Below are 25,874 nucleotides of genomic sequence, written 5' to 3'. Positions count from 1 at the left end.
GCGAGAATGAACGCACCGAACACCGCCGTGACGCCCGCGACGCGGACCGACGCGGGAACCGTGGCGCTTCCCGCCGCCTTCGCCCCCCGCGCCGAGGGGCCGCGCATCTACAACCTGTTCCCGCTCCTCGTCGGCACGGTCTCGGCCTGGACCGCCGAGTTGCCGCGGATCAGTGGGCTCGGGTTCGACTGGATCTACCTCAACCCGTTCCACCAGACCGGCGGCTCGAAGAGCCTCTACGCGGTGGCCGACCTCGACCGGCTCGACGAGCGGTTCCGCGATTCCGACGGGACGCCCGACGACGAGCAGATCGCCCGCTTCTGCAAGGCGGCGGAGGCGCACGGCATCGGCGTGATGAGCGACCTCGTCATCAACCACACCGCCGACAACGCCCGCCTGTTCCACGAGCGCCCGGACCTGTTCGTGCGCGATAGTGAGGGCAAGCCGGTGAGCCCGGCGGCGATCGATCCCGACGATCCGAGCAAGCGCACGGTCTGGGGCGACCTGATCGAACTCGACTATCATTCCGAGCACGCCCGCCACGAGCTGACGCGCATCTTCGACGGCTACATCGCCAAGCTGCAGAAGCTCGGCGTGCGCGGCTTCCGCTGCGACGCCGCCTACAAGGTGCCGCCGGACGTCTGGCGCGCCCTGATCGAGGCCGCCAAGGGCCGCGAGCCGGAGACGCTGTTCGCCGCCGAGACGCTGGGCTGCACCTTCGAGGAGGCGCAGGCGACGGCGGGCGCAGGCTTCGACTACCTGTTCAACTCCTTCGCGTGGTGGAACCTCAAGGCGCCCTGGGCCCTCGAACAATACGAGCGCCTGCGGGTGGTGGCCCCCTCCATCGCCTTCCCCGAGAACCACGACATGGCCCGGCTCGCCGCCGACATCCCCGGCGGGCCCGACGCGGTCGCGGCGCGGCTCAAGGCGCGCTACGCGCTCGCCGCCTTCTTCTCGGCCGGCGTGCTGATGCCGATCGGCTACGAATGGGGCTACCGCCGCGCCCTGCACGTGGTCGAGACCAACCCCGGCGCGCGCGAGCACGAGACCGGCATCGACCTCTCCGGCACCATCGCGGCGATCAACGCCCTGAAGGCCGAGGTGCCGGCGGCCAATGTCGAGGGCGCGCAGATGCGCCTCTCGGCCCCCGACGCGCCCTTCGTCGCCCTGTTCCGCACCGATACCGGCCACGCGGCGTCCGCCAACTCGGCGACCCTTGTGCTCTACAATCCCGGCGAGACGCCCGCGCCCGTCGAGGCCGGCGCGCTGATCGCGCGCACCGGCGGCCTGCTCGGCCCCTTCGTGGACCGCACGCCGGAGGCCGAGCCGATCGCCTTCCATCCGGGCGCCAGCATCGACCTGGCACCGGGCGAATGGCGCATTCTCGTCGCCGAGCGCGCCAAGGTCGCCGCCCCCCCGCCCTCGACCACGCCCGACGGCCAGGGCCGCGTCGTCATCGAGGCGGTGAGCCCGGAGATCGACGGGGGCCGCTCGGCGGTCAAGCGGGTCGTCGGCGAGCAGGTGCGGGTCGAGGCCGACATCTTCTCAGACGGCCACGAGATCATCGCCGCCGCCATTCTCTCCCGCGTCGTCGGCGAGGACGGGGGCGAAGCATCTTGGCGCCGCGACCCGATGGTGTTCGTCGACAACGACCGCTGGGCCGGGCATTTCCCGCTGGAGAGGAACGCCCGCTACGAGTTCACGGTCGAGGCATGGCGCGACGCCTTCTCGTCGTGGATGCGCGACACGTTGAAGAAGCGCGACGCGGGCGTGGACGTGCGGCTGGAGATGATCGAGGGCGTCGAACTCGTCCAGATTGCCGCCGATCTCGCGGAAGGCCGCGACAAGGAGCGGCTCAAGGCCCTGATCGCCGCGCTCGCCGCCGAGCCCGAGGGCTCGCCCGCGATCCTCGAAAAGATCCTGGCGCCCGAGGCGACCGCCCTGATCCGCCGCAACGCGGAGCGGGTGAACGCCTCGCGCTATCCGGTGAACGTGCCGGTCATCGCCGACCGGTTGGCCGCCCGCTTCTCCGCTTGGTACGAAATCTTCCCGCGCTCGCAATCGGGCGATCCCAACCGCCACGGCACCTTCAAGGACGTGATCGCGCGCCTGCCCGAGATCCGCGAACTCGGCTTCGACGTGCTCTACTTCACGCCGATCCACCCGATTGGGAAGACCAACCGCAAGGGCAAGAACAACACCCTCAAGGCGTTGGAGGGCGATGTCGGCTCGGTCTACGCGGTCGGCTCGGAGGAGGGCGGCCACGAGGCCGTGCACCCCGAACTCGGCACGCTGGAGGATTTCCGCCAGCTCGTCGCGGCGAGCCACGCCCACGGCATGGAGGTCGCGATCGACTTAGCGATCCAGTGCTCGCCCGATCACCCCTGGATCAAGAACCATCCCGAATGGTTCGAGTGGCGGCCCGACGGCACGCTGAAATTCGCCGAGAACCCGCCGAAGAAGTACGAGGACATCTCCAACGTCACCTTCTACGGCGGCGCGCTGCCCTCGCTCTGGATCGAGTTGCGCGACATCGTGCTCGGCTGGTGCGCCCACGGCGCCCGCATCTTCCGGGTCGACAACCCGCACACCAAGCCGATCCCGTTCTGGGAGTGGATGCTGCGCGAGGTGAACGCTCAGTATCCCGACGCAATCTTCCTCGCCGAGGCCTTCACCCGGCCGAAGATGATGAAGAAGCTGGCGAAAGCCGGCTACCAGCAGAGCTACACCTACTTCACGTGGCGCAACACGAAGGCGGAGCTGACCGAGTACGCCCTCGAACTCGCCGGCGAGATGGGCGAGTACTACCGCCCCAATTTCTTCGCCAACACGCCGGACATCAACCCGTACTACCTGCAAACCAGCGGCCGGCCGGGCTTCATCGTGCGGGCGACGCTCGCGGCGACCCTGTCGTCGGTCTACGGCATCTACAACGGCTTCGAACTGTGCGAGGCCGCGCCCTATCCGGGCAAGGAAGAGTATCTCGACTCTGAGAAATACGAGCTGAAGGCGTGGGACTACCACCGCCCCGGCAACATCCGCGACCACATCATCAAACTGAACCAGGCCCGGCGCGACAACCCGGCGCTGTGGGACTTCCGGAACATCCATTTTACCGGGGCCCACAACGAGAACATCATCGCCTACGCCAAGGTCACGCCCGAGCGGGACAATTGCGTTTTCGTGATGGTCAATCTCGACCCGAAGAACCGCCAGGAATGCACCTACGACGTGCCGCTCTGGCTGTTCGGCCTGCCCGACGACGGGGCGGTCGAGGTCGAGGATCTGCTGCTCGGCTACAAGTTCGAGCTGTACGGCAAGAGCCACCGCATCGCGCTCGACCCCGCCGAGCGCTCGGCGATCGTCTGGCGCCTGCGCCCGCGCCGGGTTGTCTGAGCCCGCCGCGCTGTTACACCGGGCGGAATGCGGCGTCTCCGTCGCGTTCTCGCCAAGAAGCGGGCCCAGCAGGCTCGCTCTCCGGCACCCTGGGGGCCGGCCCCGCTCTCGATGTGATGTGAGGCAGCGACGCGATGATCGATCGCAGCGATCCGCAGTGGTACCGTGACGCCATCATCTACCAGATCCACGTCAAGTCGTTCTTCGACTCGACCAATGACGGGATCGGCGACTTCGAGGGCCTGACCCAGAAGCTCGACTATGTCCGCGACCTCGGCGTCACGGCGATCTGGCTGATGCCGTTCTATCCCTCGCCCCTGCGCGACGACGGCTACGACATCGCCGATTACCGCGACATCAACCCGTCCTACGGGACGATGGAGGATTTCCGCGCCTTCGTGGCGGCGGCGCACGAGCGCGGCCTGCGCGTCATCACCGAGCTCGTCATCAACCACACGAGCGACCAGCACCCGTGGTTCCAGCGCGCCCGCGAGGCGCCTCCCGGCTCACCGGAGCGCGACTTCTACGTCTGGTCGGACACCGACGAGCCCTACGGCGACACCCGCATCATCTTCCTCGACACGGAAGCCTCGAACTGGACCTGGGACCCGGTCGCCAAGCAGTATTTCTGGCACCGCTTCTATAGCCACCAGCCCGACCTCAACTTCGACAACCCGAAGGTGCTCGAAGCTGTCATCGAGACCATGCGCTACTGGCTCGACATGGGCGTCGACGGGCTTCGCCTCGACGCGATCCCCTACCTGATCGAGCGCGACGGCACGAACTGCGAGAACCTCAAGGAGACCCACGACGTCATCAAGGCGATTCGTGCGGCGCTCGACGAGAGCTATCCCGACCGGATGCTGCTGGCGGAAGCCAACCAGTGGCCGGAGGAGACCGCACAGTATTTCGGCGACGGCGACGAATGCCACATGGCGTTCCACTTCCCGCTGATGCCCCGCATGTACATGGCGATCGCCCGCGAGGACCGGCACCCGATCACCGACATCATGCGCCAGACCCCGGAAATCCCGGAGGGCTGCCAATGGGCGATCTTCCTGCGCAACCACGACGAGCTGACGCTCGAAATGGTCACGGCCGAGGAGCGTGATTACCTCTGGTCGTTCTACGCCGCCGAGCGGCGCGCCCGCATCAATCTCGGCATCCGCCGCCGCCTCGCGCCGCTGCTGGAGAACGACCGGCGCAAGATCGAGCTGATGAAATCCCTCGTCCTGTCGATGCCCGGCACGCCGGTGCTCTATTACGGCGACGAGATCGGCATGGGCGACAACATCTATCTCGGCGACCGCGACGGCGTGCGCACGCCGATGCAGTGGTCGCCCGACCGCAACGGCGGCTTCTCCCGGGCCAACCCGCAGCGCCTGTTCCTGCCCGCGATCCAGGACCCGATCTACGGCTACGACGCGATCAACGTCGAGGCGCAGACCCAGGCGCAGACCAGCTTGCTCAACTGGACGCGGCGCATGATCGCGATCCGCAACAACTCGGTCGCGCTGGGACGCGGCGCGATCCAGTTCCTCTACCCCACCAACCGCAAGGTGCTGGCGTGGCTGCGTGAGCACGAGGGCGAGCGCATCCTGTGCGTGGCGAACCTCTCGCGGGCGCCGCAGGCCGTGCAGCTCGATCTTTCGGACCTGCGTGGGGCGATCCCGGTGGAGCTCACCGGCGGCAGCCAGTTCCCGGCCATCGGCGAGTTGCCCTACCTGCTGACGCTGCCGGCCTACGGCTTCTACTGGTTCTCGCTCTCGGCGGCGAACACGGGTGAGATCGGTCCGCAGCCCGCGACCCCGGAGCTGTTCACGCTGGTTCTGACCGGCGGCGTCGAGACCCTGATCAGGGGCCGCGAGCGCATCGCCTTCGAGCGCACGGTCGCCCCGGCCTTCATCAACTCGCGCCGCTGGTTCGGCGCCAAGGGCTCGCGCATCAAGGGGGTGCAGGTCGACGACAGCGCCATCGTCAAGGACGGCTCCGGCGAGGGCAAGTTCCTGCTGCCGCGGGTGGCCGTGACGCTCGCCAACGGCGAGCGCCAGGATTACTTCGTGCCGCTCGCCGTCGACGAGGGCCGCGAGGACGAGGCTCTGCTCGACCACGCGGTGGCGCGCGTGCGCCGCGGACCGCGCACCGGCCTGCTCTACGAGGCCGCCGCCGCCGCGCCTTTCGCCGTCGCCCTGATCGAGGCGATGCGCGACGGCGCGACGATTCCCTCAGAGCGCGGAAAGATCGTGTTCTCGACCACCTCGGCCTACGACCCGGAGGTGCGGTTCGAGGCCTCCGACGTGCGCCGCCTCTCGGCGGAGCAGAGCAACACCTCCATCGCCATCGGCGCCCGGATGATGCTCAAGCTCTTGCGGCGTCTCCAGCCGGGCACCCATCCGGAGATCGAGATCGGCCGCTTCCTCACCGAGGAAGCCCACTTCGCCAACACCCCGGCGCTGCTCGGCGTGGTCGAACATGTCGCCGAGGACGGCACCCGCACGGCGCTCGCGCTGCTGCAAAAGTTCGTCCTCAACCAGGGCGATGCCTGGACGCTGATGCTGGAGGGCCTGCGGCGCGATTTCGACACCGTCGTGCTCGCCCCGGAGAGCGAGGCGCCGAGCCCGGAGGAGGCGTTCGCCTCGCACCTGCGCTGGGCGATCCTGCTCGGGCAGCGCACGGCGGAGCTGCACAAGGCCTTCGCGACGCCGACCGAGGACGCGGCCTTCGCGGTCGAGCCGCTCACCGAGGACGACCTCAAGGCGCTCGCCGACGACGCCCGCCATCAGGCGAGCCGCGCCTTCCGCGGCCTCGACGCGATCACGGCGTGGTCGCCGGGCTCGGCCGCCCAGGCCCTGGCCTCCCGCCGCGGCGAGGTCGAGGCGCTGATCGCCTCGCTCGCCTCCGGCCCGCTGCGGGGCGCCACCAAGACCCGCATCCACGGCGACTACCATCTCGGCCAGGTGCTGGCCTCGGAGGGCGATCTCATCATCGTCGATTTCGAGGGCGAGCCCTCCCGCCCCGTCGAGCAGCGCCGCGCCAAGTCGACGCCGCTGCGGGACGTGGCCGGCATGCTCCGCTCCTTCGCCTACGGCGCCGAGACGGTGGTGCGCGAGATCGCCGCCCGCTTCGGCGACAGCGAGGAGCGGGCCCGCAACGCGTCGATCGCGTGGCGCGGCATGATCGATGCAGCGTTCCTCGACGGCTACGGCCAGGCGGTCGCCGGGAGCCCGGCGGCGGTGGAGGATGCCGAGACGCAAAGCCGTCTGCTGCGCCTGAGCCTGCTGACCAAGGCGCTCTACGAGGTCGATTACGAGGTCAACAACCGGCCGGATTGGATCGAAATCCCGGCACGGGGGGTTCTCAACATGCTGGACGAGGCCAAGCGCGACCGCGCGTCGGCCTGATTGTTTTCCGCGCGCGGGCCGAGCCCGCGCCGCGGCGGTCCGGCCCAAGAAAACGCAAAGAGCGACGAACGCAATCGGCGGCGATCGGGGCGGAGCACGAAGCGCCCCGGCTCGTTGTCGTATCGAAGCGGCCCCACACGACGCATCGGAAGAGGTGACTGGATGACGGCTCTGGACGACAAGGCAGCAGCCTCGAACGAGGGCCGCACGGCCGCCGACGTCCCGAACAGGTCAGGCTCGGTCGAGGCTCAAACGCCCCGGCCCACGGATTCGCTTGCGGGCGACCAGGCCGCGCCGCGCGTCGGCCGCCCGGTCTCCCAGTCCCGCGACACCGCGCTCTCCCCCGAGGCCCTTGCCGCGGTGATGTCGGCCGACCACGGCGATGCCTTCGGCGTGCTCGGCCCCCATCAGGTCGGCCCCGGCGCCTGGGAGGTCCGCGCGATCCTGCCCGAGGCCAAGGGCGCCCGGCTGATCACCGGCGGCCAGAGCCTGCCGTTCGAGCGCGTCCATCCGGACGGGTTCTACGTCGCCAGCGTCAAGGGCGAGGGCCGCCCGCTCTACGAGATCGAGATCGATCTGTGGGACGGCTCGACCGTCCGCCGCCACGACCCCTACGGCTTCGGCCCCTCGCTGGAGCAGCACGAGATCGACGGGTTGCGCCAGGTCGGCAGCAACCTCGTCTACCGCGTGCTCGGCGCCCATGCCGGGACGCTCGACGGCATCGACGGCTACCGCTTCGCCGTCTGGGCGCCGAATGCGCGCCGCGTCAGCGTGGTCGGCGACTTCAACGAGTGGGACGGGCGCCGTCACCCGATGCGCCTGTGGCGCAGTGGCGGCGTGTGGGAGCTGTTCGTCCCCGGCCTCGTCGCCGGCCAGAACTACAAGTTCGAGATCCGCGGCCCCGACGGCGCCCTGCAGCCGCTGAAGGCCGACCCGCTCGCCTTCCGCGCCCAGCACCCGCCGCAGACGGCCTCGGTCCTGCACGGCCTCGGCGAGGCGTCCTGGCAGGACAAGGCCTGGATGGAGGCCCGCGGCAAGGCCGACCCGCGCCATGCCGCCATGTCGGTCTACGAGGTCCATCTCGGCTCGTGGGCCCGCGTGCCCGGCGAGGGCAACCGCTACCTCACTTACAAGGAACTGTCCGAGCGGCTGATCCCCTACGTCAAGGAACTCGGCTTCACCCATATCGAGCTGCTGCCGATCACCGAGTACCCGTTCGACGGCTCCTGGGGCTATCAGCCGGTCTCGCTGTTCGCGCCGACGAGCCGCTTCGGCACGCCGGAAGACTTCTGCGCCTTCGTCGATGCCGCGCACGAGGCCGGCATCGGCATCCTGCTCGACTGGGTGCCGGGCCACTTCCCCCTCGACGCCCACGGCTTCGGCCTGTTCGACGGCACCCATCTCTACGAGCATGCCGACCCGCGCCAGGGCTTCCATCAGGATTGGGGCACCTACATCTACAATTTCGGCCGTGACGAGGTCTCGGCCTTCCTCGCCGCCAACGCCCGGTTCTGGCTGGAGCACTACCATCTCGACGGCCTGCGCGTGGATGCCGTCGCCTCGATGCTCTACCTCGACTATTCGCGCCGCGCGGGCGAGTGGATCCCGAACCAGTACGGCGGCAACGAGAACCTCGACGCCATCAACTTCCTGCGCAAGACCAACGAGGCGACCTACAGCCACGCGCCCGGCACCATCACGGTGGCGGAAGAGTCCACCTCATGGCCCGGCGTCTCGCATCCGACCTATACGGGCGGTCTCGGCTTCGGCTTCAAGTGGAACATGGGGTGGATGCACGACACCCTGAAGTTCATGTCCGAGGACCCGATCCATCGGCGCTACCACCACCACAACCTGACCTTCGGGCTGCTCTACGCCTTCTCGGAAAACTTCGTGCTGCCGCTCTCCCACGACGAGGTCGTGCACGGGAAGGGCTCGCTGCTCGGCAAGATGCCCGGCGACCGCTGGCAGAAATTCGCGAATCTCCGCGCCTATTTCGGTTTCATGTGGGGGCACCCCGGCAAGAAACTGCTGTTCATGGGCGGCGAGTTCGGACAGGAGCGCGAGTGGAACCACAACCAGTCGCTCGACTGGCACCTCTTGGAGGACAAGCTCCACGGCGGCGTGAAGGACCTGATCCGCGACCTCAACCACGTCTACACCAGCACCCCGGCGCTCTACGCCCGCGACGTCGAGCCCGGCGGATTCCAGTGGCTGGTGGCGGACGATTCCGACAACTCGGTCATCGCCTGGGCCCGCAAGGGCAAGTCTGACGGCGAGGTCGTTATCGTGGTCTCGAACTTCACCCCCGTGCCGCGCGAGGGCTACCGCGTCGGCGTGCCGACGGGCGGCTGGTACCGCGAGGCGATCAACTCCGACGCCGAGCGCTACGGCGGCTCCAACGTCGGCAACATGGGCGGGGTCCAGTCGGAGGCCGAGGCGAGCCACGGGCAGCCCCATTCGCTGCGCCTGACCCTGCCGCCGCTGGCGACGCTCATCCTCGTGCGCGAGGGCTGATCCGGCGCTCTCCGGGACCGCGGCGCCGCGGTCCCGGTCCTGTTCACGTCCGAATCTTTTCACGTCACCGTGCGCTATCGTACCGGTGGCGAATGACGATTTTGAATTATTCTTAGAATGAGGCATGCTGCCTCCAGCCATCGAAGCCCGGCCCATTGAACGAGGCCCCGGCTCGAGCGCGGAGGAACCATGAACGAGATCGTCAAGCCGGACTCCCTGATCGTCGCCGAGGCCGAGAGCCTGACGGAGACGTTCTTCGGCGGTTGCCCGCACGATTGCCCCGACACCTGCTCGATGCTGTTCGACGTCAAGGACGGCCAGCTCCAGGGCGTGCGCGGAAACCCGGATCATCCGATGACCCGCGGCGGCCTCTGCGTGAAGCTGAAGGATTACGAGAAGCGCCACTACCATCCCGACCGGCTGCTCTACCCGATGAAGCGGGTCGGCCCGAAGGGCTCGAAGGCGTTCGAGCGCATCAGCTGGGACGAGGCGCTGGACACCATCGTATCGCGCTGGAAGGGCATCATCGACCAGTACGGCCCGCAGGCCATCGCGCCCTACAGCTATCTCGGCAACCAGGGCCTCGTGCACGGGCTCAACGGTGGCGACGCCTTCTTCAACCGCATGGGCGCCACCGTCACCGAGCGCACCTTCTGCGGCGAGGGCTCCTGCACCGCGTGGCTCCTCACCGTCGGCCCGACCGCCGGCCTCGACCCGGACAGCTACATCCACTCCAAGTACATCGTCATCTGGGCCTGCAACTCGGTCAGCACCAACCTGCACCACTGGGCGATCGTGAAGGACGCGCAGAAGAAGGGCGCCAAGGTCGTCGTGATCGACACCTACGCCTCGCGCACCGCCAAGGCCGCCGACTGGCACATCGCCCCCAAGCCCGGCACCGACGGCGCGCTCGCCATGGCGCTGATCAACTCGATCATCGAACAGGGGCTGGTCGATCAGGACTATGTCGACAATTACACGGTCGGCTTCCCCGAGCTGAAGGAGCGCGCCAGCACCCGCACGCCCGAATGGGCCGCCGAGATCACCGGCGTCTCCGCTGACGACATCCGCAAGCTCGCCCGCGAGATGGCGACCGAGCAGCCGGTGGGCATCCGCATCGGCGTGGCGCTGGAGCGGCATTACGGCGGCGGCCAGACCATCCGGGCGGTCGCCTGCATCCCGGCGCTGACCGGCGCGTGGCGCCATGTCGGCGGCGGCATCACCCAGTTCGGCGTCTGGGAGCACCCCTACAAGTTCGACGTCATCTGCCGCCCGGACCTGATCCCGGAGGGCACCCGCGTCGTCTCGAACCTGCAGATCGGCCGGGCGCTGACCGGCGAGATGCAGCTCGACCCGCCGATCCTATCGATGATGTGCTGGAACTCGAACCCCGTCACGCAGGCGCCCGAGACCGACAAGATCGTCGAGGGGCTGATGCGCGAGGACCTGTTCATGGTCTCGGCCGAGCATTTCATCTCCGACACCGCCTCCTACGCCGACATCCTGCTGCCGGCGACCATGGGCGCGGAGATGGAGGACATGATCCTGTCCTGGGGCCACCTCTACCTCACCTACAACACCAAATGCGCCGAGGCGCCGGGCGAGGCGATCCCGAACAACGAGATCTTCCGCCAGCTCGCCGCGCGGCTCGGCTACGAGGAAGAGAACTTCAAGTGGACCGACTCGGAGTGCCTCGAGCACTACGTCGATTGGTCGTCGCCGGCCTGCGAGGGCATCGATCTGGCCTACATGCGCGAGCACGGCTTCGCCCGTCTCAAGGTCGGCACGCCGGACGACCGCGCGCCGCACCGGAAAGGCAACTTCCCGACGCCGACCGGCAAGTGCATGTTCATGGTCGAGGGCGCCACGAACTTCGTCGCCCCCCCGTTCCGGCAGATGTACGAGGGCTTCCAGCCCGGCGAGGCGCTCGACCCGCTGCCCGACTACCTCGGCCCGCGCGAGTCGCACACGAACGATCCCGAGCTCGCCAAGCGCTTCCCGCTCAACATCGTCTCGCCGAAAAGCCACTACTTCCTGAACTCCTGCTACGCGAACATGGAGGACAAGCAGAAGGGCCAGGGCGAGCAGTTCGTGATGATCAACCAAGCCGACGCCGACGCCCGCGGCATCCGCAACGGCGACCGGGTCCAGGTCGGCAACGACCGCGGCGCCTTCAAGGGCGTGGCGCGCATCACCGACGACGTGAACGCCGGCATCGTGGTGGCGACGCTGGGCTACTGGCGCCAGCTCAACGAGGGCACGGTCAACAGCATCTCGTCGGGCGCCTTCACCGACATGGGCCACGCGCCGTCCTTCTCGGACAATCTGGTCGAGGTCTCGCGCTCGAACTGACCAGCGCTTCTCTCCTCCCCCTTGCGGGGAGGAGTTGGAGGTGGGGGTGGTTCAGGAGGGACCGCGACGCCTCATCCTGCCCGACCCCCACCCCGAACCCCTCCCCGCAAGGGGGAGGGGACGTGCCTTACCGTCCCGACGGCTGCCCCTTGGCCCGCCGAAACGCATCGGCCAGCGCCCCACCCCGCTCCGGCTGGGAAGCCTGCGGCGCCGGCTTATGCGCCACGGGAGCCGGTCGCGGCCCGGCATTACGCGGGGCCGCCAGCGTCCCGTCCACCGGATCGTCCAGCCGCATCGACAACCCGATGCGCTTGCGCGGCCCATCCACCGACAGCACCAGAACCCGCACCACGTCGCCCGCCTTCACCACCTCGGCAGGGGAGGCGATGCGGCGACGCGCCATCGCCGAGATGTGCACGAGTCCGTCCTGATGGACGCCGACATCGACGAAGGCGCCGAAGGCCGCGACGTTGGTGACGACGCCCTCCAACTGCATCCCCGGCTTGAGGTCGGAGATCTTTTCGACGCCCTCCTGAAAGCTCGCGGTCTTGAAGGCGGGGCGGGGATCGCGGCCGGGCTTTTCCAACTCAGCGATGATGTCGCGCACGGTCGGCATGCCGAAGCGCTCGTCGGCGAAGCGCTCAGGCGCGAGCCCGCCGAGGACAGTCGAATTGCCGATCAGCACCTTGATGTCGCTCTTCGTCGCTTCGAGGATGCGCCGCACCACCGGATAGGCCTCCGGGTGGACGCCGGAGCGGTCGAGCGGGTCGGCCCCGTCGGGGATGCGCAGGAAGCCCGCGGCGAGCTCGAACGTCTTGGGGCCGAGCCCCGGCACTTTCTTGAGCGCCGCGCGGGTGCGGAACGGGCCATTGCCGTCGCGGTGGGCCACGATCTTGGCCGCCACCGACTCGCCCAGGCCCGACACCTGGGCGAGAAGCGGCACGGAGGCCGTGTTCACATCGACGCCGACCGCGTTCACCGCGTCCTCGACCACGCCATCGAGCGAGCGCGACAGCTTCTGCTCGCCGATATCGTGCTGGTACTGGCCGACGCCGATGGATTTCGGGTCGATCTTCACGAGTTCGGCCAGCGGGTCCTGAAGGCGGCGCGCGATCGAGACGGCGCCGCGATGCGACACGTCGAGATCGGGCAGCTCCTTGGAGGCGATGGCGGAGGCGGAATAGACCGAGGCGCCGGCCTCCGAGACCATCACCTTGGCCATGGACAGGTCGGGGTTGGCGGCGAGAATCTCGGCGGCGAGCCGGTCGGTCTCGCGCGAGGCGGTGCCGTTGCCGACCGCGATCAGCTCGACACTGTATCGGCGGCAGAGTTTTCCGAGCGAGGCCACGGCCTCGTTCCAGCGCCGCTGCGGCTCGTGCGGATAGGTGGTCTCGACCGCGAGCACCTTGCCGGTGGCGTCCACGACGGCCGCCTTCACGCCGTTGCGGTAGCCCGGATCGAGCCCGAGGGTGGCGCGGCCGCCCGCGGGGGCGGCCAGCAGCAGGTCCTTGAGGTTGCCGGCGAACACCTTCACGGCGGCGTCCTCGGCGCGCTCGAACAGGCGGGTGCGCAGGTCCGCCTTGATGCCGGTGCGGATCTTGGTGCGCCAAGCGACCCGCACGGTCTCCAGCAACCACGCATCGGCCGGGCGCCCGCGGGCCGAGACGGCGTGGCGGCGGCACACCGCCAGCTCGAACGGGCCGGGGAGGCCGGAGGGCGAATCCTCGCCCTCGGCCGCGAGCCCGATCTCCAACACCTCCTCGGCCTCGCCGCGAAACAGCGCCAGCACCCGGTGCGAGGGCATCTTCTCGAGGCGCTCGCGCCAGTCGAAGTAATCCGCGAACTTCTGGCCCGTCGCCCCCTTGCCCTTGCGCACGCGCGAGACCGCCTCGCCGGTGCGCCAGAAGTCCTCGCGCAGGCGCCCGATCAGGTCGCCATCCTCGGCAAAGCGCTCGATCAGGATGGCGCGGGCGCCCTCCAGGGCGGCCTCCGTGGAGTCGATGCCCTTGTCGGCCGCGACATAGGCTTGCGCCGCCCGCTCGGGATGCGTCTCGGGCTTGGCCAGCAGAATGTCGGCGAGAGGCCCCAAGCCAGCTTCGCGGGCAGTCTGCGCCCTGGACCGGCGTTTGGGGCGGAACGGCAGGTAGATGTCTTCCAGCCGCGCCTTGGTCTCGGCGCCGGCGATGGCCGTGGCGAGGTCGGGCGTCAGCTTGCCCTGTGCCCGGATGCTCTCGGTGATGGCGGCGCGGCGCTCGGCGAGGTCCCGCAGGTAGACGAGGCGCTCGGCGAGCGTGCGGAGTTGCGCGTCGTCGAGCGAGCCGGTCGCCTCCTTGCGGTAGCGGGCGACGAAGGGGACCGTGTAGCCGCCGTCGAGCAGCTCGACCGCCGCCGCGACCTGCCCCTCGCGGACGCCCAACTCCTCGGCGATGAGCCCGTTCACGCTCTTCGTCACGGCCATCGAGCGGTCTCCATCGCGCCGGCAGGGGGGATGGGGATAAAGCGATGGCGGGCAGACGCAAGGCGAAAGCGGGTCAGGGGAGAGCGCCCGACTTGGCACGACGCCGTGCTGACCAGCGCCTCAAAACCACCGCCGTCATTCCGGGGCCGCGCAGCGGAACCCGGAATCCACCCATGATGCGGGATGCCCGGTTTGAGCTGCGCCGTCGCGGCCAGTCGTGGATTCCGGGTTCGCTTATCAGCGCCCCGGAATGACGGGGAGGTCCTCGGAAGCCCTGGCGATCAGGACAAATCATCATCCGGCGCGATCAACAGCGCGTCGCGCCGCATGGCAGCCCGCTCGTCCGCCTCCTCGCGGCACTTCAAGACATGGCCGGCGCGGTTGACCACCTGCAGGTTCGGCGCGCCCCAGTAGCCGAGCAGGAACGGCCAGGGCAGGTCGCGCTCCTCGCGCCAGACCCGGTAAAGCGGCAAGCAGTGATCGACCTCCGCACCCCGCAGCAGGCGCTTGCCCGTGACGGCGCAGCGGTGGCGCTGGCGCGCCTTCAGCGCCTTGAGATGGTCGCTCGGCGCGCACCAGAATTCCCAGGCGATGACACAGGCGGCGTGCCAGCCGGCCCGCCGGCTCGGCGCGCCGTCGCCCGCCAGATCGCGGTGCCAGCCGAAGCGGAAGACCGCCCCGCCGCAGACGCGGCAGGCGCCGGGGCCGGGGGCGTGGGCATCCTCGCGGTAGGGCGCTGGCGGCACCCGGAAGCTCGCGGGCCGGCCCTCGCCACCACCCACTTGCCACGTCCAGCCCTCCGGCGCGCCGGTGCGGGCGGCGAGCGCGCGGGCGAGGCGGTCGGCGCGCAGCACGTGATGGCGCCAGTAGCTCGCCACCGCCCGGCTCGGCGTCGGCGGGATCAGCGGACGCGTCAGCGCATGGTGCAGCACATGCGCGGGAAAGCCCGGCCGCAGGGATTTTTCCAGCCGCGCTCGGGCCGCCGCGTTGCGGCTCTCGCGCCATTCCGATGTCGCCATGGGAGTGGCCTAACCCGACGCGCCGGGGCGGGCGCTCGGGGTTGTCGATGGCGATGGAACGATCAGGGTCATGGCGCGCGCATATCCCTCCCCCTTGCGGGGAGGGGTAGGGGTGGGGGTCGGGCAGGATCGAGCGACGCGGTGCCGTCTGCACCACCCCCACCTCCTACCTCCTCCCCGCAAGGGGGAGGAGAGCGCGCGTGCCGTCCATCGCGAGATGCGGTCGGGAATGCGGAGATGGATTGCCCGCCGTCGCTTCCGGGCCACAGGCGGGCCGGATCGTGCCCCTCCGCACACCCAACTCAGGCACTGAGAATGAACGTTCATTGACATGAGAATGAACGTTCACTATCAACCTCCACAGCGCAGGAGGTCCCCGTGAGCGTCTCTCTCGATCGTCATTGGGAAGCGGCTACCGTTCGCCCGAACCGGCTTCAGCTCCGGGTCCTGCGCGTCGCCCAGGAAATTTGCACGCCGGCCAACCTCGCCCTCTGCCTCGTGGTGGCCCTGGCATGGCTCGCGCTGGTCGGCTGGACCGGAGCCGGCCAGACGGGCTGGCAGGCACGGCTCTGCGCCGACCTCGATCTCCAGCCCCGCGCCTGCGCCCTGTTGCCCGGAGCCTCCTCGTGAGCGCGAGCGCCGCCATCGAGCCCCGGATCGAGCCGACCTCCGCACAGGCCGCGCGGCAGGCCCACATCCTCGACGCGGCGGAAGCCTGCTTCGTGCGCAACGGCTTCCATCGCACGACGATGCAGGATCTCGCCCGCGAGGCGGCGATGAGCCCCGGCAACATCTATCGCTACTTCGATTCGAAGGAGGCCGTCGTCCTGGGGCTGGCCGAGCGCGACCGCGAGCGCGGCGCCGTGCTGGTCGAGGCGCTGGAGCGCAGCGGCGACCGCCGCGGCGTCCTCTTTGGCATCTTGGCTGCCTACTTCACCGAGATGAGCCGCGGCGCGGCGATCCTGCGCCTCGATCTCTGGGCCGAGGCGACCCGGAACCCGGCCATCGGCACGATGATCGAGCGCGGCGACGCGGAAGGGCGCACGTGGCTGATCGAGACGTTCTCGGCCATCGCGCCGGGATGCGACGCCGCCGGCCTGTTCGCGGCACTCGCCCCCCTGATGAAGGGGATCATCGTCGATCGCGCCCTCGACCCTCATTACGAACCCGGCCCGGCCGTCAGGCAGTTGCTCGCCCTGATCGATGCGGGCCTTGCCGAGAAGGCCGCCGCATGAGCGCCGCCCGCCGCCTCTTCCTCTTCGCCGCCGCAGGTCTCGCCATCGCGGCGGCTCCGGCAGTGCGAGCCGAGACCGCGCCCGCCGTGACGCCGCGCGCACCCGCGGTCAGCGTGGTCGAGGCCGCGCGCCGCGAGATCGTCGAGAGCGTCGTCGTCACCGGCACGCTGGTGCCCCGCGACGAAATCCTCGTCTCGCCGGAGATCGACGGCTATCGCATCGTCGAGCTGCTGGTGGAGGAGGGCGCCCGCGTCGCCAAGGGTCAGGTGCTCGCCCGCCTCAACCGCGAGCTGATCGACCGCCAGCTCGCCCAGCAGGCGGCGCTCGTCGAGAAGGCCAAAGCCGCCGTGCCGCAGGCGCAGTCGAGCATCGAGCAGGCCGAGGCCGCCGAGACCGAGGCGCGCCTGTCGTTCGAGCGCGCCAAGTCCCTGATGCAGACCGGCAATGCCACGGCGGTGGTGATGGAGAGCCGCACCGCCGCGCTCCGTCAGGCCGAGGGCAAGCTGACCTTTGCCCGCAACGGCCTCTCGATCGCCAAGGCCGACCTCGCCCAGGCTTTAGCCCTGAAGGCCGAGCTCGAATTGCGGCTTGCCCGCACCGAGATCCGTGCCCCGGAGGCCGGCATCGTCAGCCGCCGCACGGCGCGGGTCGGCATGGCGGCCTCGTCCGCCGCCGAGCCGCTGTTCCGCCTGATCGCGCGCGGCGAGATCGAGCTGGAGGGCGAGGTGATCGAGACCAAGCTGCCGCTCCTGCGCGAGGGCGCGCCCGCCTTCATCGAGATCGGCGAGGGCGAGCGCGTGTCGGGCTCCGTCCGCGTGGTCTATCCGGAGGTCGACCGGGCAAGCCGGCTCGGCAAGGTGCGGGTGCGCCTCGATCCCGATCCGCGCCTGCGCATCGGCACCTTCGTGCGCGGCGCGGTCGAACTCGCCCGCACCCGCGGCGTCACCGTACCCCAGGCCTCCGTCCTCTACGGTGGGGCTAAGCGCAGCTCCGTCCTCGTCGTCGCCGACGACCGGGTGGAATCGCGCGAGGTCCGCACCGGCCTGTCCGACGACGACGACATCGAGATCCGCGCCGGGTTGAACGACGGCGAGCGCGTCGTCGCCCGCGCCGGCAGCTTCTTGCGGGACGGCGACAAGGTCCGCCCGGTCTCCGTCGCGGCACGGGCTCCGGCGGTCGCCGCCGCCCCCGCGCCGCGGGCCACCGCCGACGCGCGCTGAGGCGCGTCCGCTTCTCCTGAAAGACATGAGCGGGTCGCCCCGATGCGCCTGAACGTCTCCGCCTGGGCGATCCGCAACCCGATTGCGCCCCTGGTCCTATTCCTCGTGCTGATCGTGCTCGGTCTCGTCAGCTTCCGAGGGCTGGCGGTCACGCGCATGCCCAACGTCGACGTGCCGATCGTCTCGGTCACGATCACGCAAGGGGGCGCGGCGCCCTCCGAATTGCAGACGCAGGTCACGAAGTGGGTCGAGGACTCGATCGCGGGCGTGCGCGGCGTCAAGCACATCACCTCGGCGATCACGGAGGGCTCCTCCGTCACCACGGTCGAGTTTCGGCTCGAAGTGAACACCGACCGCGCCGTCAACGACGTGAAGGATGCGGTGTCGAAGATCCGCATCAACCTGCCGCGCACCATCGACGAGCCGGTGATCCAGCGGGTCGAGATCACCGGCCTGCCGATCCTGATCTACGGCGTCACCGCGCCGGCCATGACGCCCGCCGAACTCTCGTGGTTCGTCGAGGACAAGGTCGCCCGCACCCTCCAGGGGGTGAAGGGCGTCGGCGGCGTCGAGCGCGTCGGCGGCGTGGCGCGCGAGATCCGCATCACGCCCTTGCCCGACCGGTTGCTCGCGCTCGGCATCACCGCGGCGGAGGTGAACCGGCAGGTGCGGGCCACCTCCGTCGACATGGCGGGCGGGCGCGGCGAGATCGGCGGGCGCGAGCAGTCGATCCGGACGCTCGCCGCCGCCCGCACCATCCGCGACCTGAAGGCCACCACCATCGTCCTGCCCGGCGGGCGCAAGGTTCGGCTCGACGACCTCGCCACGGTCGAGGACGGCATCGAGGAGCCGCGCACCTTCGCCCGCTTCAACGGCGAGCCGGTCGTCGCCTTCTCGGTCTCCCGCGGCTCCGGCGCGAGCGACGCGGAGGTGGCGAAAGGCGTCGAGCAAAAAATCGCGGAGTTCCGCGAGAGCTATCCCGACATCCGCTTCGAGACGATCGATTCGTCGGTCGCGGCCACCATCGGCAGCTACGATTCGGCCATGCACACCCTGATCGAGGGCGCGCTCCTCGCCGTGATCGTGGTGCTGCTTTTCTTACGCGACTGGCGCGCCACGCTGATCGCCGCCATCGCGCTCCCGCTCTCGGTCTTCCCGACCTTCTGGGCGATGGACGCGCTCGGCTTCACCCTCAACGGCATCAGCCTGCTCGCCATCACGCTGGTGACCGGCATCCTGGTCGACGACGCCATCGTCGAGATCGAGAACATCGTCCGCCACATGCGAATGGGCAAATCACCCTACCGCGCGGCGATCGAGGGCGCCGACGAGATCGGGCTCGCCGTCATCGCCATCACGGCGACGCTGATCGCGGTGTTCGCGCCGGTCTCGTTCATGGGCGGCATCGCCGGGCGCTACTTCATCCAGTTCGGCCTGACCATCGCGGTCTCGGTGTTCATGTCGCTGCTCGTCGCGCGCCTGATCACCCCGCTGCTCGCCGCCTACTTCCTGCGCGACCACGGCCATGCGGAGGAGCGGGAAGGGCCGGTGATGCGCGCCTACGGCCGGCTCGTCGGCTGGTCGGTGCGCCACAAGTGGATCACGCTGTTCGTCGGGCTCGCGCTTTTCGTCGGCTCGCTCGCCTCGACCAAGCTCTTGCCCTCGGGCTTCATCCCCAAGCAGGACAACGCCCGCACCCTGTTCATGATCGAGCTGGCGCCGGGTGCGCGCCTGCCCGACACCATCGCGGTCGCCGACCGGGTGGTGGAGCGCATCCGGGCACTGCCCGAGGTCACCTCGGTCTTCGTGGACGGCGGACGGCAGGCCGGCGGCAAGAAGGAGACGCGGCTCGCGACGCTGATCGTCAACCTCACGCCGAAGAACCAGCGCGACAAGCGGCAATGGACGCTGGAGGCCGAGATCGCCGGCCTGCTCGCCGACGAGCCCGACATCCGCTCGTGGACCCTGCGCGACAACGGCCAGCGCGATCTGGCCCTTGTCGTCGGCGGGCCGGACGTGGCGGTGGTGAGCGAGGTCGCGGCCAACCTCCAGCGCGACATGGCGGCGATCCCGCACCTCGTCTCGGTGATGTCGACGGCACCCCTCAACCGCACGGAGGTGCGCATCCGCCCCAAGCCCGGAGCGGCGGCCGATCTCGGCGTCGCGACCGACACCATCGCCGAGACCGTGCGCGTCGGCACCATCGGCGACATCGGCCTGAATCTCGCCAAGTTCAACGCCGCCGACCGGCAGGTGCCGATCCGGGTGCAGCTCCCCGAGAGCGCCCGCGGCGCGGTGGCGCGGCTCGAAAACCTCAAGGTCCCGGCCAAGAACGGCACCGCCGTGCCGCTCGCGGCGGTGGCCGACATCGAACTCGACCAGGGGCCGGGCGCGATCGAGCGCTACGACCGCGTCGTGCGCGTGGCGGTGGAAGCCAACATGGAGGGCTCGGACGCCCTCGGTTCGCTCATCGAGCAAGCGTTGAACACGCCCACCGCCAAAAACCTGCCGCCCGGCGTCACGATCCGCCAGACCGGCGACGCCGAGATCATGCAGGAGGTGTTTTCCGGCTTCCTCCTGGCGATGGGCGCCGGGATCATGATGGTCTACGCGGTCCTCGTGCTGCTGTTCGGCAATTTCTTGCAGCCGCTCACCATCCTGTTCTCGCTGCCCCTCTCCATCGGCGGCGCCATCCTCGGCCTGTTGATCTTCAAGATGCCGATCTCGATGCCGGTCGTCATCGGCATCCTGATGCTGATGGGGCTGGTGACGAAGAACGCGATCATGCTGGTGGACTTCGCCGTGGAGGAGATGCGCGCGGGCGTGGACCGCGTCACCGCCATCGTGGATGCCGGCCGCAAGCGGGCGCGCCCCATCGTCATGACCACCATCGCCATGGCGGCCGGGATGGTGCCCTCGGCCATGGCCTTCGGCGTCGGCGGCGAGTTCCGCGCGCCGATGGCGGTGGCGGTGATCGCGGGTCTGATCGTCTCGACGCTGCTCTCGCTCGTGTTCGTGCCCGCGGTGTTCCTGCTGATGGACAGTTTTGGGAGTCTGGTCGGGCGTCTGCTGGGCCGCTTCGTCGGCCCGCGGGACGAGGCGCCGTCCCACGGGCACGCCGTCGCGCCGCATCCGGGAGAGTGACGACCTGGGTTCGGGTGAGGAGCGATTTGGCCAAGCCTCACCGCCGTCATTCCGGGGCGCCGATAGGCGAACCCGGAATCCACGACTGGGCACGACAGTTCAGCTTCAGCCGGGCACGCGCATCACGGGTGGTTTCCGGGTTCCGCTGCGCGGCCCCGGAATGACGGCCCGAAGATGGGAAAGGCAGCCCAGCGGTCCGCGCTGACGCGGGTGCCTCGCCTTGTCGCCGCGAACCCTGATGAAGGGCGCGGCTCACGCCATCGCGCGTCCTCACGGACCGCGATACGCCGACCGGCCCGCGCATCGCCCCCTCGCGCGGGTCGGCCGGTCGTGTCAGACGGACAACAGCGGGCAGGGGAGTTCTTCGAGGTGGGGCAGGCGGCGGAGGCGGCGGGCGGGCGCCCCTGGACGCGGGCGCGCCCGACCCTGCGGCAGTTGCGCCTCGCCAGCGGCCTCGTGCTGTTCGCCTACGTGCTGAGTCACCTGCTCTGCCACGCGCTCGGCAACGTTTCGCTGGGCGCGCTCCATGCCGGGCTGAAGGTGAAGGTCGCGCTGTGGCGCAACCCGGCGGCGCTGGTCCTGCTCTACGGGGCGCTCGCCGCCCATCTCGCGCTGGGCCTGCACGCCCTCTACGAGCGGCGGCTTTTTCGGCTGCGGCCGGGGGAGACGGCGCAGCTCCTGCTCGGGCTCGCGGTACCGCTTCTCCTCCTCAACCACGTCGTCGGCACGCGGGTCGCCTGGGGCGCCGAGGGGCTGGAGCGGGGCTATCCGCAGGTGCTGTGGATGTTCTGGGTCGCGAGCCCGGCGGGCAGCGGCGTCTCGCTGACGCTCGGGCTCGTCGCCGCGTGGCTGCACGGCTGCCTCGGCCTGCATTTCTGGCTCCGGCTGAAGCCCGCCTATCCGCGCCTCGCCCCCTGGCTGCTCGCGGGCGCCGTGCTGGTGCCGGTGCTGGCTCTGCTCGGCGCGGTGCAGGGCGGGCGCGCCGTGGCGCTCGCCGCCGCCGACCCGACGTGGCGCGAGCGGGTGTTCGATGTCCGGCGCGTCGGCGACGCAGGCCAGATCGAGCGGCTCGACGCCATCCGGCGCGGACTGTTCGGGAGCTACGTCGGCGCGCTCGTCCTCGTGCTGCTGGCGCGCGGCCTGCGCACCCTCGCGGAGGTGCGCGGCGGCCTCGTGCGGATCGGCTATCCCGACGGGCGCGTCGTGCGGATGCCGCGGGGAGCGAGCGTCTTGGAGGCGAGCCGGCGCGGGCGCATCCCGCATGCCAGCATCTGCGGCGGGCGCGGGCGCTGCTCGACCTGCCGCATCCGCGTGGTCGACGGGGAGCGCGGGCGCTTCCTGCCCCAGCCCGAACGCACCGAGCGCATGGTGCTGGAGCGCATCGGCGCGAGCCCCGGCATCCGGCTCGCCTGCCAGCTCCGGCCCGACCGCGACCTGACCGTGGCGCCGCTGTTCACGCCCCATGCCCGCGGCGCGATGGCGGGCCTGTCGGAGCGGGCCGGGACCGGCGAGGAGCGCTTCGTCGTGGTGCTGTTCGCCGACCTGCGCGGCTCGACCCGGCTCGCCGAGGAGCGGCTCGCCTACGATACGGTGTTCGTCATCAACCGCTTCCTCGGCGCCGTCGGCCACGCGGTGCGGGCGCAGGGCGGCAGCGTCAACCGGCATCTCGGCGACGGTCTGATGGCCCTGTTCGGCCTCGACGGCGATACGCAGAAAGCCGCCCGCGCCGCGCTCGCCGCGGTCGAGGTCATCGAGCGGGAAGTCGAGCAGCTGAACCGCATGCTCGCCGCCGACCTCGGCGAGCGCCTGCGCTACGGGCTCGGCCTGCACGCGGGCACCGCCATCGTCGGCGAACTCGGCGACGAGGCCGACGCCCGCTTCACCGCGCTCGGCGACACGGTCAACGTCGCCGCGCGGCTGGAATCGCTGACCAAGCCGATGGGTCAGGTCGCCATCGTCTCGGAGGCGGTCTACCGCGCGGCGGGCATCGAGCCGGGTGACCTGACCGAACTGACCCTGACGGGCCGCGCCCAGCCGCTGCGGGCGCGGCTGATCGGGGCGGGCGGGAGGATTCGGAACGGTTGAGGTTCCCCCGTCGTTGAGAGCCCGATTTCATCTTTCGGAGGACGCTATGCGGAACACTCTTCTCGCCGCCGCCGCCCTGACGCTGGCCGGCCTCACCGGCGCCGGCGCACAGACCACCGTGATCGAGCGCGACGCGCCGGACCGGGTCGTGGTCGACCGCCCCGCCACCACCTCCTCCACCACGGTCGAGCGCCGCGAGAGCACCACCACCGGCTGCTCCAGCAAGACGGTGACGAAGGAGAACGACATGGGCGACCGCAAGACGGTCACCAAGGAGACCTGCGACTGATTCCTGTTGGAATTTTTGGGTCCTGAACGAAAGAACCCGCCGCGATCCCCCGCGGCGGGTTCTCTTTTTGTCGTCGTGACGGCGCGGGGCGGCCCCGAGGCGATCCACCGGGGACCGCCTCGGGTCTTCCATCCTCAGGCGTGGGCCAAAATCGCCAGCAGCAGCAGGGCGATGATGTTGGTGATCTTGATCGCCGGGTTCACCGCGGGGCCGGCCGTGTCCTTGTAGGGGTCGCCGACGGTGTCGCCGGTCACCGCGGCCTTGTGGGCCTCGGAACCCTTGCCGCCGTGGTGGCCGTCCTCGATGTACTTCTTGGCGTTGTCCCAGGCGCCGCCGCCGGACGTCATCGAGATCGCGACGTAGAGGCCGGTGAGGATCACGCCGAGCAGCGACGCGCCGACGGTCGCGAAGGCCTGCCCCTTGCCGGCGATGGCCTGGATCACGAAGAACAGCACCACCGGCATCAGCACCGGCAGCAGCGAGGGGATGATCATCTCCTTGATCGCCGCCCGCGTCAGCATGTCGACGGCCCGGCCGTAATCGGGCCGGTCAGTGCCCTGCATGATGCCGGGCTTCTCGCGGAACTGACGGCGGACTTCCTCGACCACCGCGCCGGCGGCGCGCCCCACCGCCGTCATCGCCATGCCGGCGAACAGGAACGGGATCAGGCCGCCCAAGAGCAGGCCGACCACGACGTAGGGGTTGGAGAGCGAGAAATCGACCGTGACGCCCTGGAAGAAGCGGTACTGCGTCGGGCTGGCATTGGCGATGAAGTAGTTCAGGTCCGAGGTGTAGGCGGCAAACAGCACCAGGGCGCCGAGACCCGCCGAGCCGATGGCGTAGCCCTTGGTGACGGCCTTGGTGGTGTTGCCGACCGCGTCCAGCGCGTCGGTCGCCTTGCGCACGTCGCCTGGCAGGCCCGCCATCTCGGCGATGCCGCCCGCGTTGTCGGTGACGGGGCCGAAGGCGTCGAGCGCGACGATGAAGCCGGCCAGCGCCAGCATGGCGGTCACCGCGATGGCGATGCCGAACAGGCCGGCGAGCGCATAGGTGGCGATGATGCCCGCCACGATGACGATCGCGGGCAGGGCGGTCGATTCGAGCGAGATCGCCAGTCCCTGGATCACGTTGGTGCCGTGGCCGGTGACCGAGGATTCGGCGATCGACTTCACCGGGCGGAAGTTGGTGCCGGTGTAGTACTCGGTGATGACGACGATCAGCGCCGTGATGACGAGGCCGAGCACCGCGCAGCCGAACAGGGCGCCCGACGAGAAGGTGAGACCGGTATTCGTCGTGAAGGTGGTGGAGAAACCGCCGAACAGGGCGAAGTTGACGGCCGCGATGGCCGCGACCGAGAGCACGCCCGCCGCGATCAGGCCCTTGTAGAGCGCGCCCATGATCGACTGGTTGGCCCCGAGCTTGACCGCGTAGGTGCCGGCGATGGAGGTGACGATGCAGGCCGCGCCGATGGCGAGCGGATAGATCATCATGGTCTCGAGCACGGCCGGGTTGCCGGCGAAGAAGATCGCGGCGAGCACCATGGTGGCCACGACCGTGACCGCGTAGGTCTCGAACAGGTCGGCGGCCATGCCGGCGCAATCGCCGACGTTGTCGCCGACATTGTCCGCGATGGTGGCCGGGTTGCGCGGATCGTCCTCGGGGATGCCGGCCTCGACCTTGCCGACGAGGTCGCCGCCGACATCGGCGCCCTTGGTGAAGATGCCGCCGCCGAGGCGGGCGAAGATCGAGATCAGCGAGGCGCCGAAGCCGAGCGCGACGAGCGCGTCGATGACCTCACGGCTGCCCGGCGCCAGCCCCGCGCCGCGGGTCAGGTAGAGGTAGTAGAGGGCCACACCCAGGAGCGCGAGGCCGGCGACCAGCATGCCGGTGACCGCGCCCGACTTGAACGCCACGTCGAGGCCGCCGCCGAGCGACTGCGTCGCGGCCTGCGCGGTGCGGACGTTGGCGCGCACCGACACGTTCATGCCGATGAAGCCCGCCGCGCCCGAGAGGACCGCGCCGATCAGGAAGCCGATGGCGACCTTGATCCCGAGGAAGTAGGCGAGGAGCCCGAACAGAAGGATGCCGACGAGGCCGATCGTCAGATACTGGCGCTTGAGATAGGCCTGCGCGCCCTCGGCGATGGCGCCTGCGATCTCCTGCATGCGCCGCGTTCCCGCGTCCCGTCGCATCACGTCGCGGATGGTCACGACACCGTAGGCGATGGCACAGAGCCCCCCCGCGATGATCAGCAAGAGTGCGGTCATTCGTGCGTCCTTGGATTTTGATTGTGGTGTTCCGAGCCTGGCCGGGATGGCCGTGGGACGTGCTGCTCGGGTCTTTGAGGCGCCCTCCCTGAAAGAGCGGCACTTGATTGCCAAACTTCAGCGTGGAGCGCAAACGCCCGACACGGCCGAAACCCGTTTCGTCGGCGAAGTTGAGCGATCGCAACAGAATTTTACTTTTTGCAGCGCAGTCATTGCGGCGCACAAGAGGCGCGCTTCTTATGAAATGAGAAGAGTTCCGATCGCCGGCTCCGGGTTTCCGCTTCACGCCGGCATTGCGCGGCGCAGCCGAAGCAATCGAGAGCGCGACGCTACCGAAAAGGGCGAAACGGATCGTCGGAAGATCTGTTTCAGCCGCACGACCCATGCGGATGGTGCGGAGCGCTGGATCGCTCCGGCTCCGCCTCGCGACGGACGGCGCGGGTCTCCCGAGACGATCGTCGCGCGCGGACGGCGGCGATGCTAGAGGGATC

General features: G+C 69.7%; 14 protein-coding genes. 11 read left to right on the top strand and 3 right to left on the bottom strand.

Going from position 1 to position 25,874, the window contains the following annotated elements; all coding sequences use genetic code 11:
* Positions 1 to 6: 6 nt before the first annotated feature.
* The 4 genes from HNR00_RS21675 (at position 7) to HNR00_RS21660 (ending at position 11,666) form a co-directional block, all read left to right on the top strand.
* Entirely contained in the window at positions 7 to 3,396 is a 3,390-nt protein-coding gene (locus HNR00_RS21675) for a maltotransferase domain-containing protein (RefSeq protein ID WP_183572965.1), read from the top strand.
* Positions 3,397 to 3,530: 134 nt separating this feature from the next.
* Positions 3,531 to 6,797, top strand: a complete 3,267-nt coding sequence (gene treS / locus HNR00_RS21670) for a maltose alpha-D-glucosyltransferase (protein WP_183572963.1) — start codon at positions 3,531 to 3,533, stop codon at positions 6,795 to 6,797.
* 162 nt (positions 6,798 to 6,959) lie between these two features.
* A complete protein-coding gene (gene glgB / locus HNR00_RS21665; protein ID WP_183572961.1) occupies positions 6,960 to 9,314 on the top strand; it encodes a 1,4-alpha-glucan branching protein GlgB in 2,355 nt (784 codons plus the stop codon).
* A gap of 189 nt (positions 9,315 to 9,503) precedes the next feature.
* Positions 9,504 to 11,666 carry a molybdopterin-containing oxidoreductase family protein gene (locus HNR00_RS21660; protein WP_183572959.1) on the top strand — a complete coding sequence of 721 codons (2,163 nt, stop codon included), beginning with the start codon at positions 9,504 to 9,506 and terminating at the stop codon, positions 11,664 to 11,666.
* Between the two features lie 127 nt (positions 11,667 to 11,793).
* Here the strand turns inward: HNR00_RS21660 and HNR00_RS21655 are convergent, their stop codons facing one another.
* Positions 11,794 to 14,124, bottom strand: a complete 2,331-nt coding sequence (locus HNR00_RS21655; protein WP_183572957.1) for a Tex family protein — start codon at positions 14,122 to 14,124, stop codon at positions 11,794 to 11,796.
* A gap of 281 nt (positions 14,125 to 14,405) precedes the next feature.
* Positions 14,406 to 15,143: a hypothetical protein gene (locus HNR00_RS21650; RefSeq protein WP_183572955.1), complete on the bottom strand. Its 738-nt coding sequence runs from the start codon at positions 15,141 to 15,143 to the stop codon at positions 14,406 to 14,408.
* A gap of 378 nt (positions 15,144 to 15,521) precedes the next feature.
* Here HNR00_RS21650 and HNR00_RS21645 point away from each other — a divergent pair, with 378 nt between their 5' ends.
* From HNR00_RS21645 to HNR00_RS21620, 6 genes are all read left to right on the top strand, one after another.
* The gene (locus HNR00_RS21645) at positions 15,522 to 15,773 is read left to right on the top strand and encodes a hypothetical protein (RefSeq protein ID WP_183572983.1); all 252 of its coding nucleotides are present in this window, start codon (positions 15,522 to 15,524) and stop codon (positions 15,771 to 15,773) included.
* Complete coding sequence (locus HNR00_RS21640; RefSeq protein WP_312886099.1) at positions 15,770 to 16,378, top strand: TetR/AcrR family transcriptional regulator; 609 nt, start codon at positions 15,770 to 15,772, stop codon at positions 16,376 to 16,378. The genes HNR00_RS21645 and HNR00_RS21640 overlap by 4 nt, the downstream gene beginning before the upstream one ends.
* A complete protein-coding gene (locus HNR00_RS21635; protein ID WP_183572951.1) occupies positions 16,375 to 17,598 on the top strand; it encodes an efflux RND transporter periplasmic adaptor subunit in 1,224 nt (407 codons plus the stop codon). Before HNR00_RS21640 ends, HNR00_RS21635 begins: the two co-directional genes overlap by 4 nt.
* 42 nt (positions 17,599 to 17,640) lie before the next feature.
* Positions 17,641 to 20,742 carry an efflux RND transporter permease subunit gene (locus HNR00_RS21630; protein ID WP_183572949.1) on the top strand — a complete coding sequence of 1,034 codons (3,102 nt, stop codon included), beginning with the start codon at positions 17,641 to 17,643 and terminating at the stop codon, positions 20,740 to 20,742.
* Positions 20,743 to 21,111: 369 nt separating this feature from the next.
* Positions 21,112 to 22,827 carry an adenylate/guanylate cyclase domain-containing protein gene (locus tag HNR00_RS21625; RefSeq protein ID WP_312886101.1) on the top strand — a complete coding sequence of 572 codons (1,716 nt, stop codon included), beginning with the start codon at positions 21,112 to 21,114 and terminating at the stop codon, positions 22,825 to 22,827.
* 46 nt (positions 22,828 to 22,873) lie between these two features.
* The gene (locus HNR00_RS21620; RefSeq protein ID WP_183572945.1) at positions 22,874 to 23,116 is read left to right on the top strand and encodes a hypothetical protein; all 243 of its coding nucleotides are present in this window, start codon (positions 22,874 to 22,876) and stop codon (positions 23,114 to 23,116) included.
* 134 nt (positions 23,117 to 23,250) lie between these two features.
* Here HNR00_RS21620 and HNR00_RS21615 read toward each other — a convergent pair whose 3' ends face one another.
* A complete protein-coding gene (locus HNR00_RS21615; RefSeq protein WP_183572942.1) occupies positions 23,251 to 25,383 on the bottom strand; it encodes a sodium-translocating pyrophosphatase in 2,133 nt (710 codons plus the stop codon).
* Here HNR00_RS21615 and HNR00_RS21610 point away from each other — a divergent pair.
* Positions 25,361 to 25,867 (top strand): hypothetical protein, encoded by a 507-nt coding sequence (locus HNR00_RS21610; protein ID WP_183572941.1) that lies wholly within the window; start codon positions 25,361 to 25,363, stop codon positions 25,865 to 25,867. The genes HNR00_RS21615 and HNR00_RS21610 overlap by 23 nt on opposite strands.
* Positions 25,868 to 25,874: the final 7 nt, after the last annotated feature.

Source organism: Methylorubrum rhodinum (genome assembly GCF_014199935.1).
In the GTDB taxonomy this organism is placed as follows: domain Bacteria; phylum Pseudomonadota; class Alphaproteobacteria; order Rhizobiales; family Beijerinckiaceae; genus Methylobacterium; species Methylobacterium rhodinum.
Note: the sequence above shows the minus strand (reverse complement) of the source record. Positions and strands in the feature narration are given on the sequence as shown.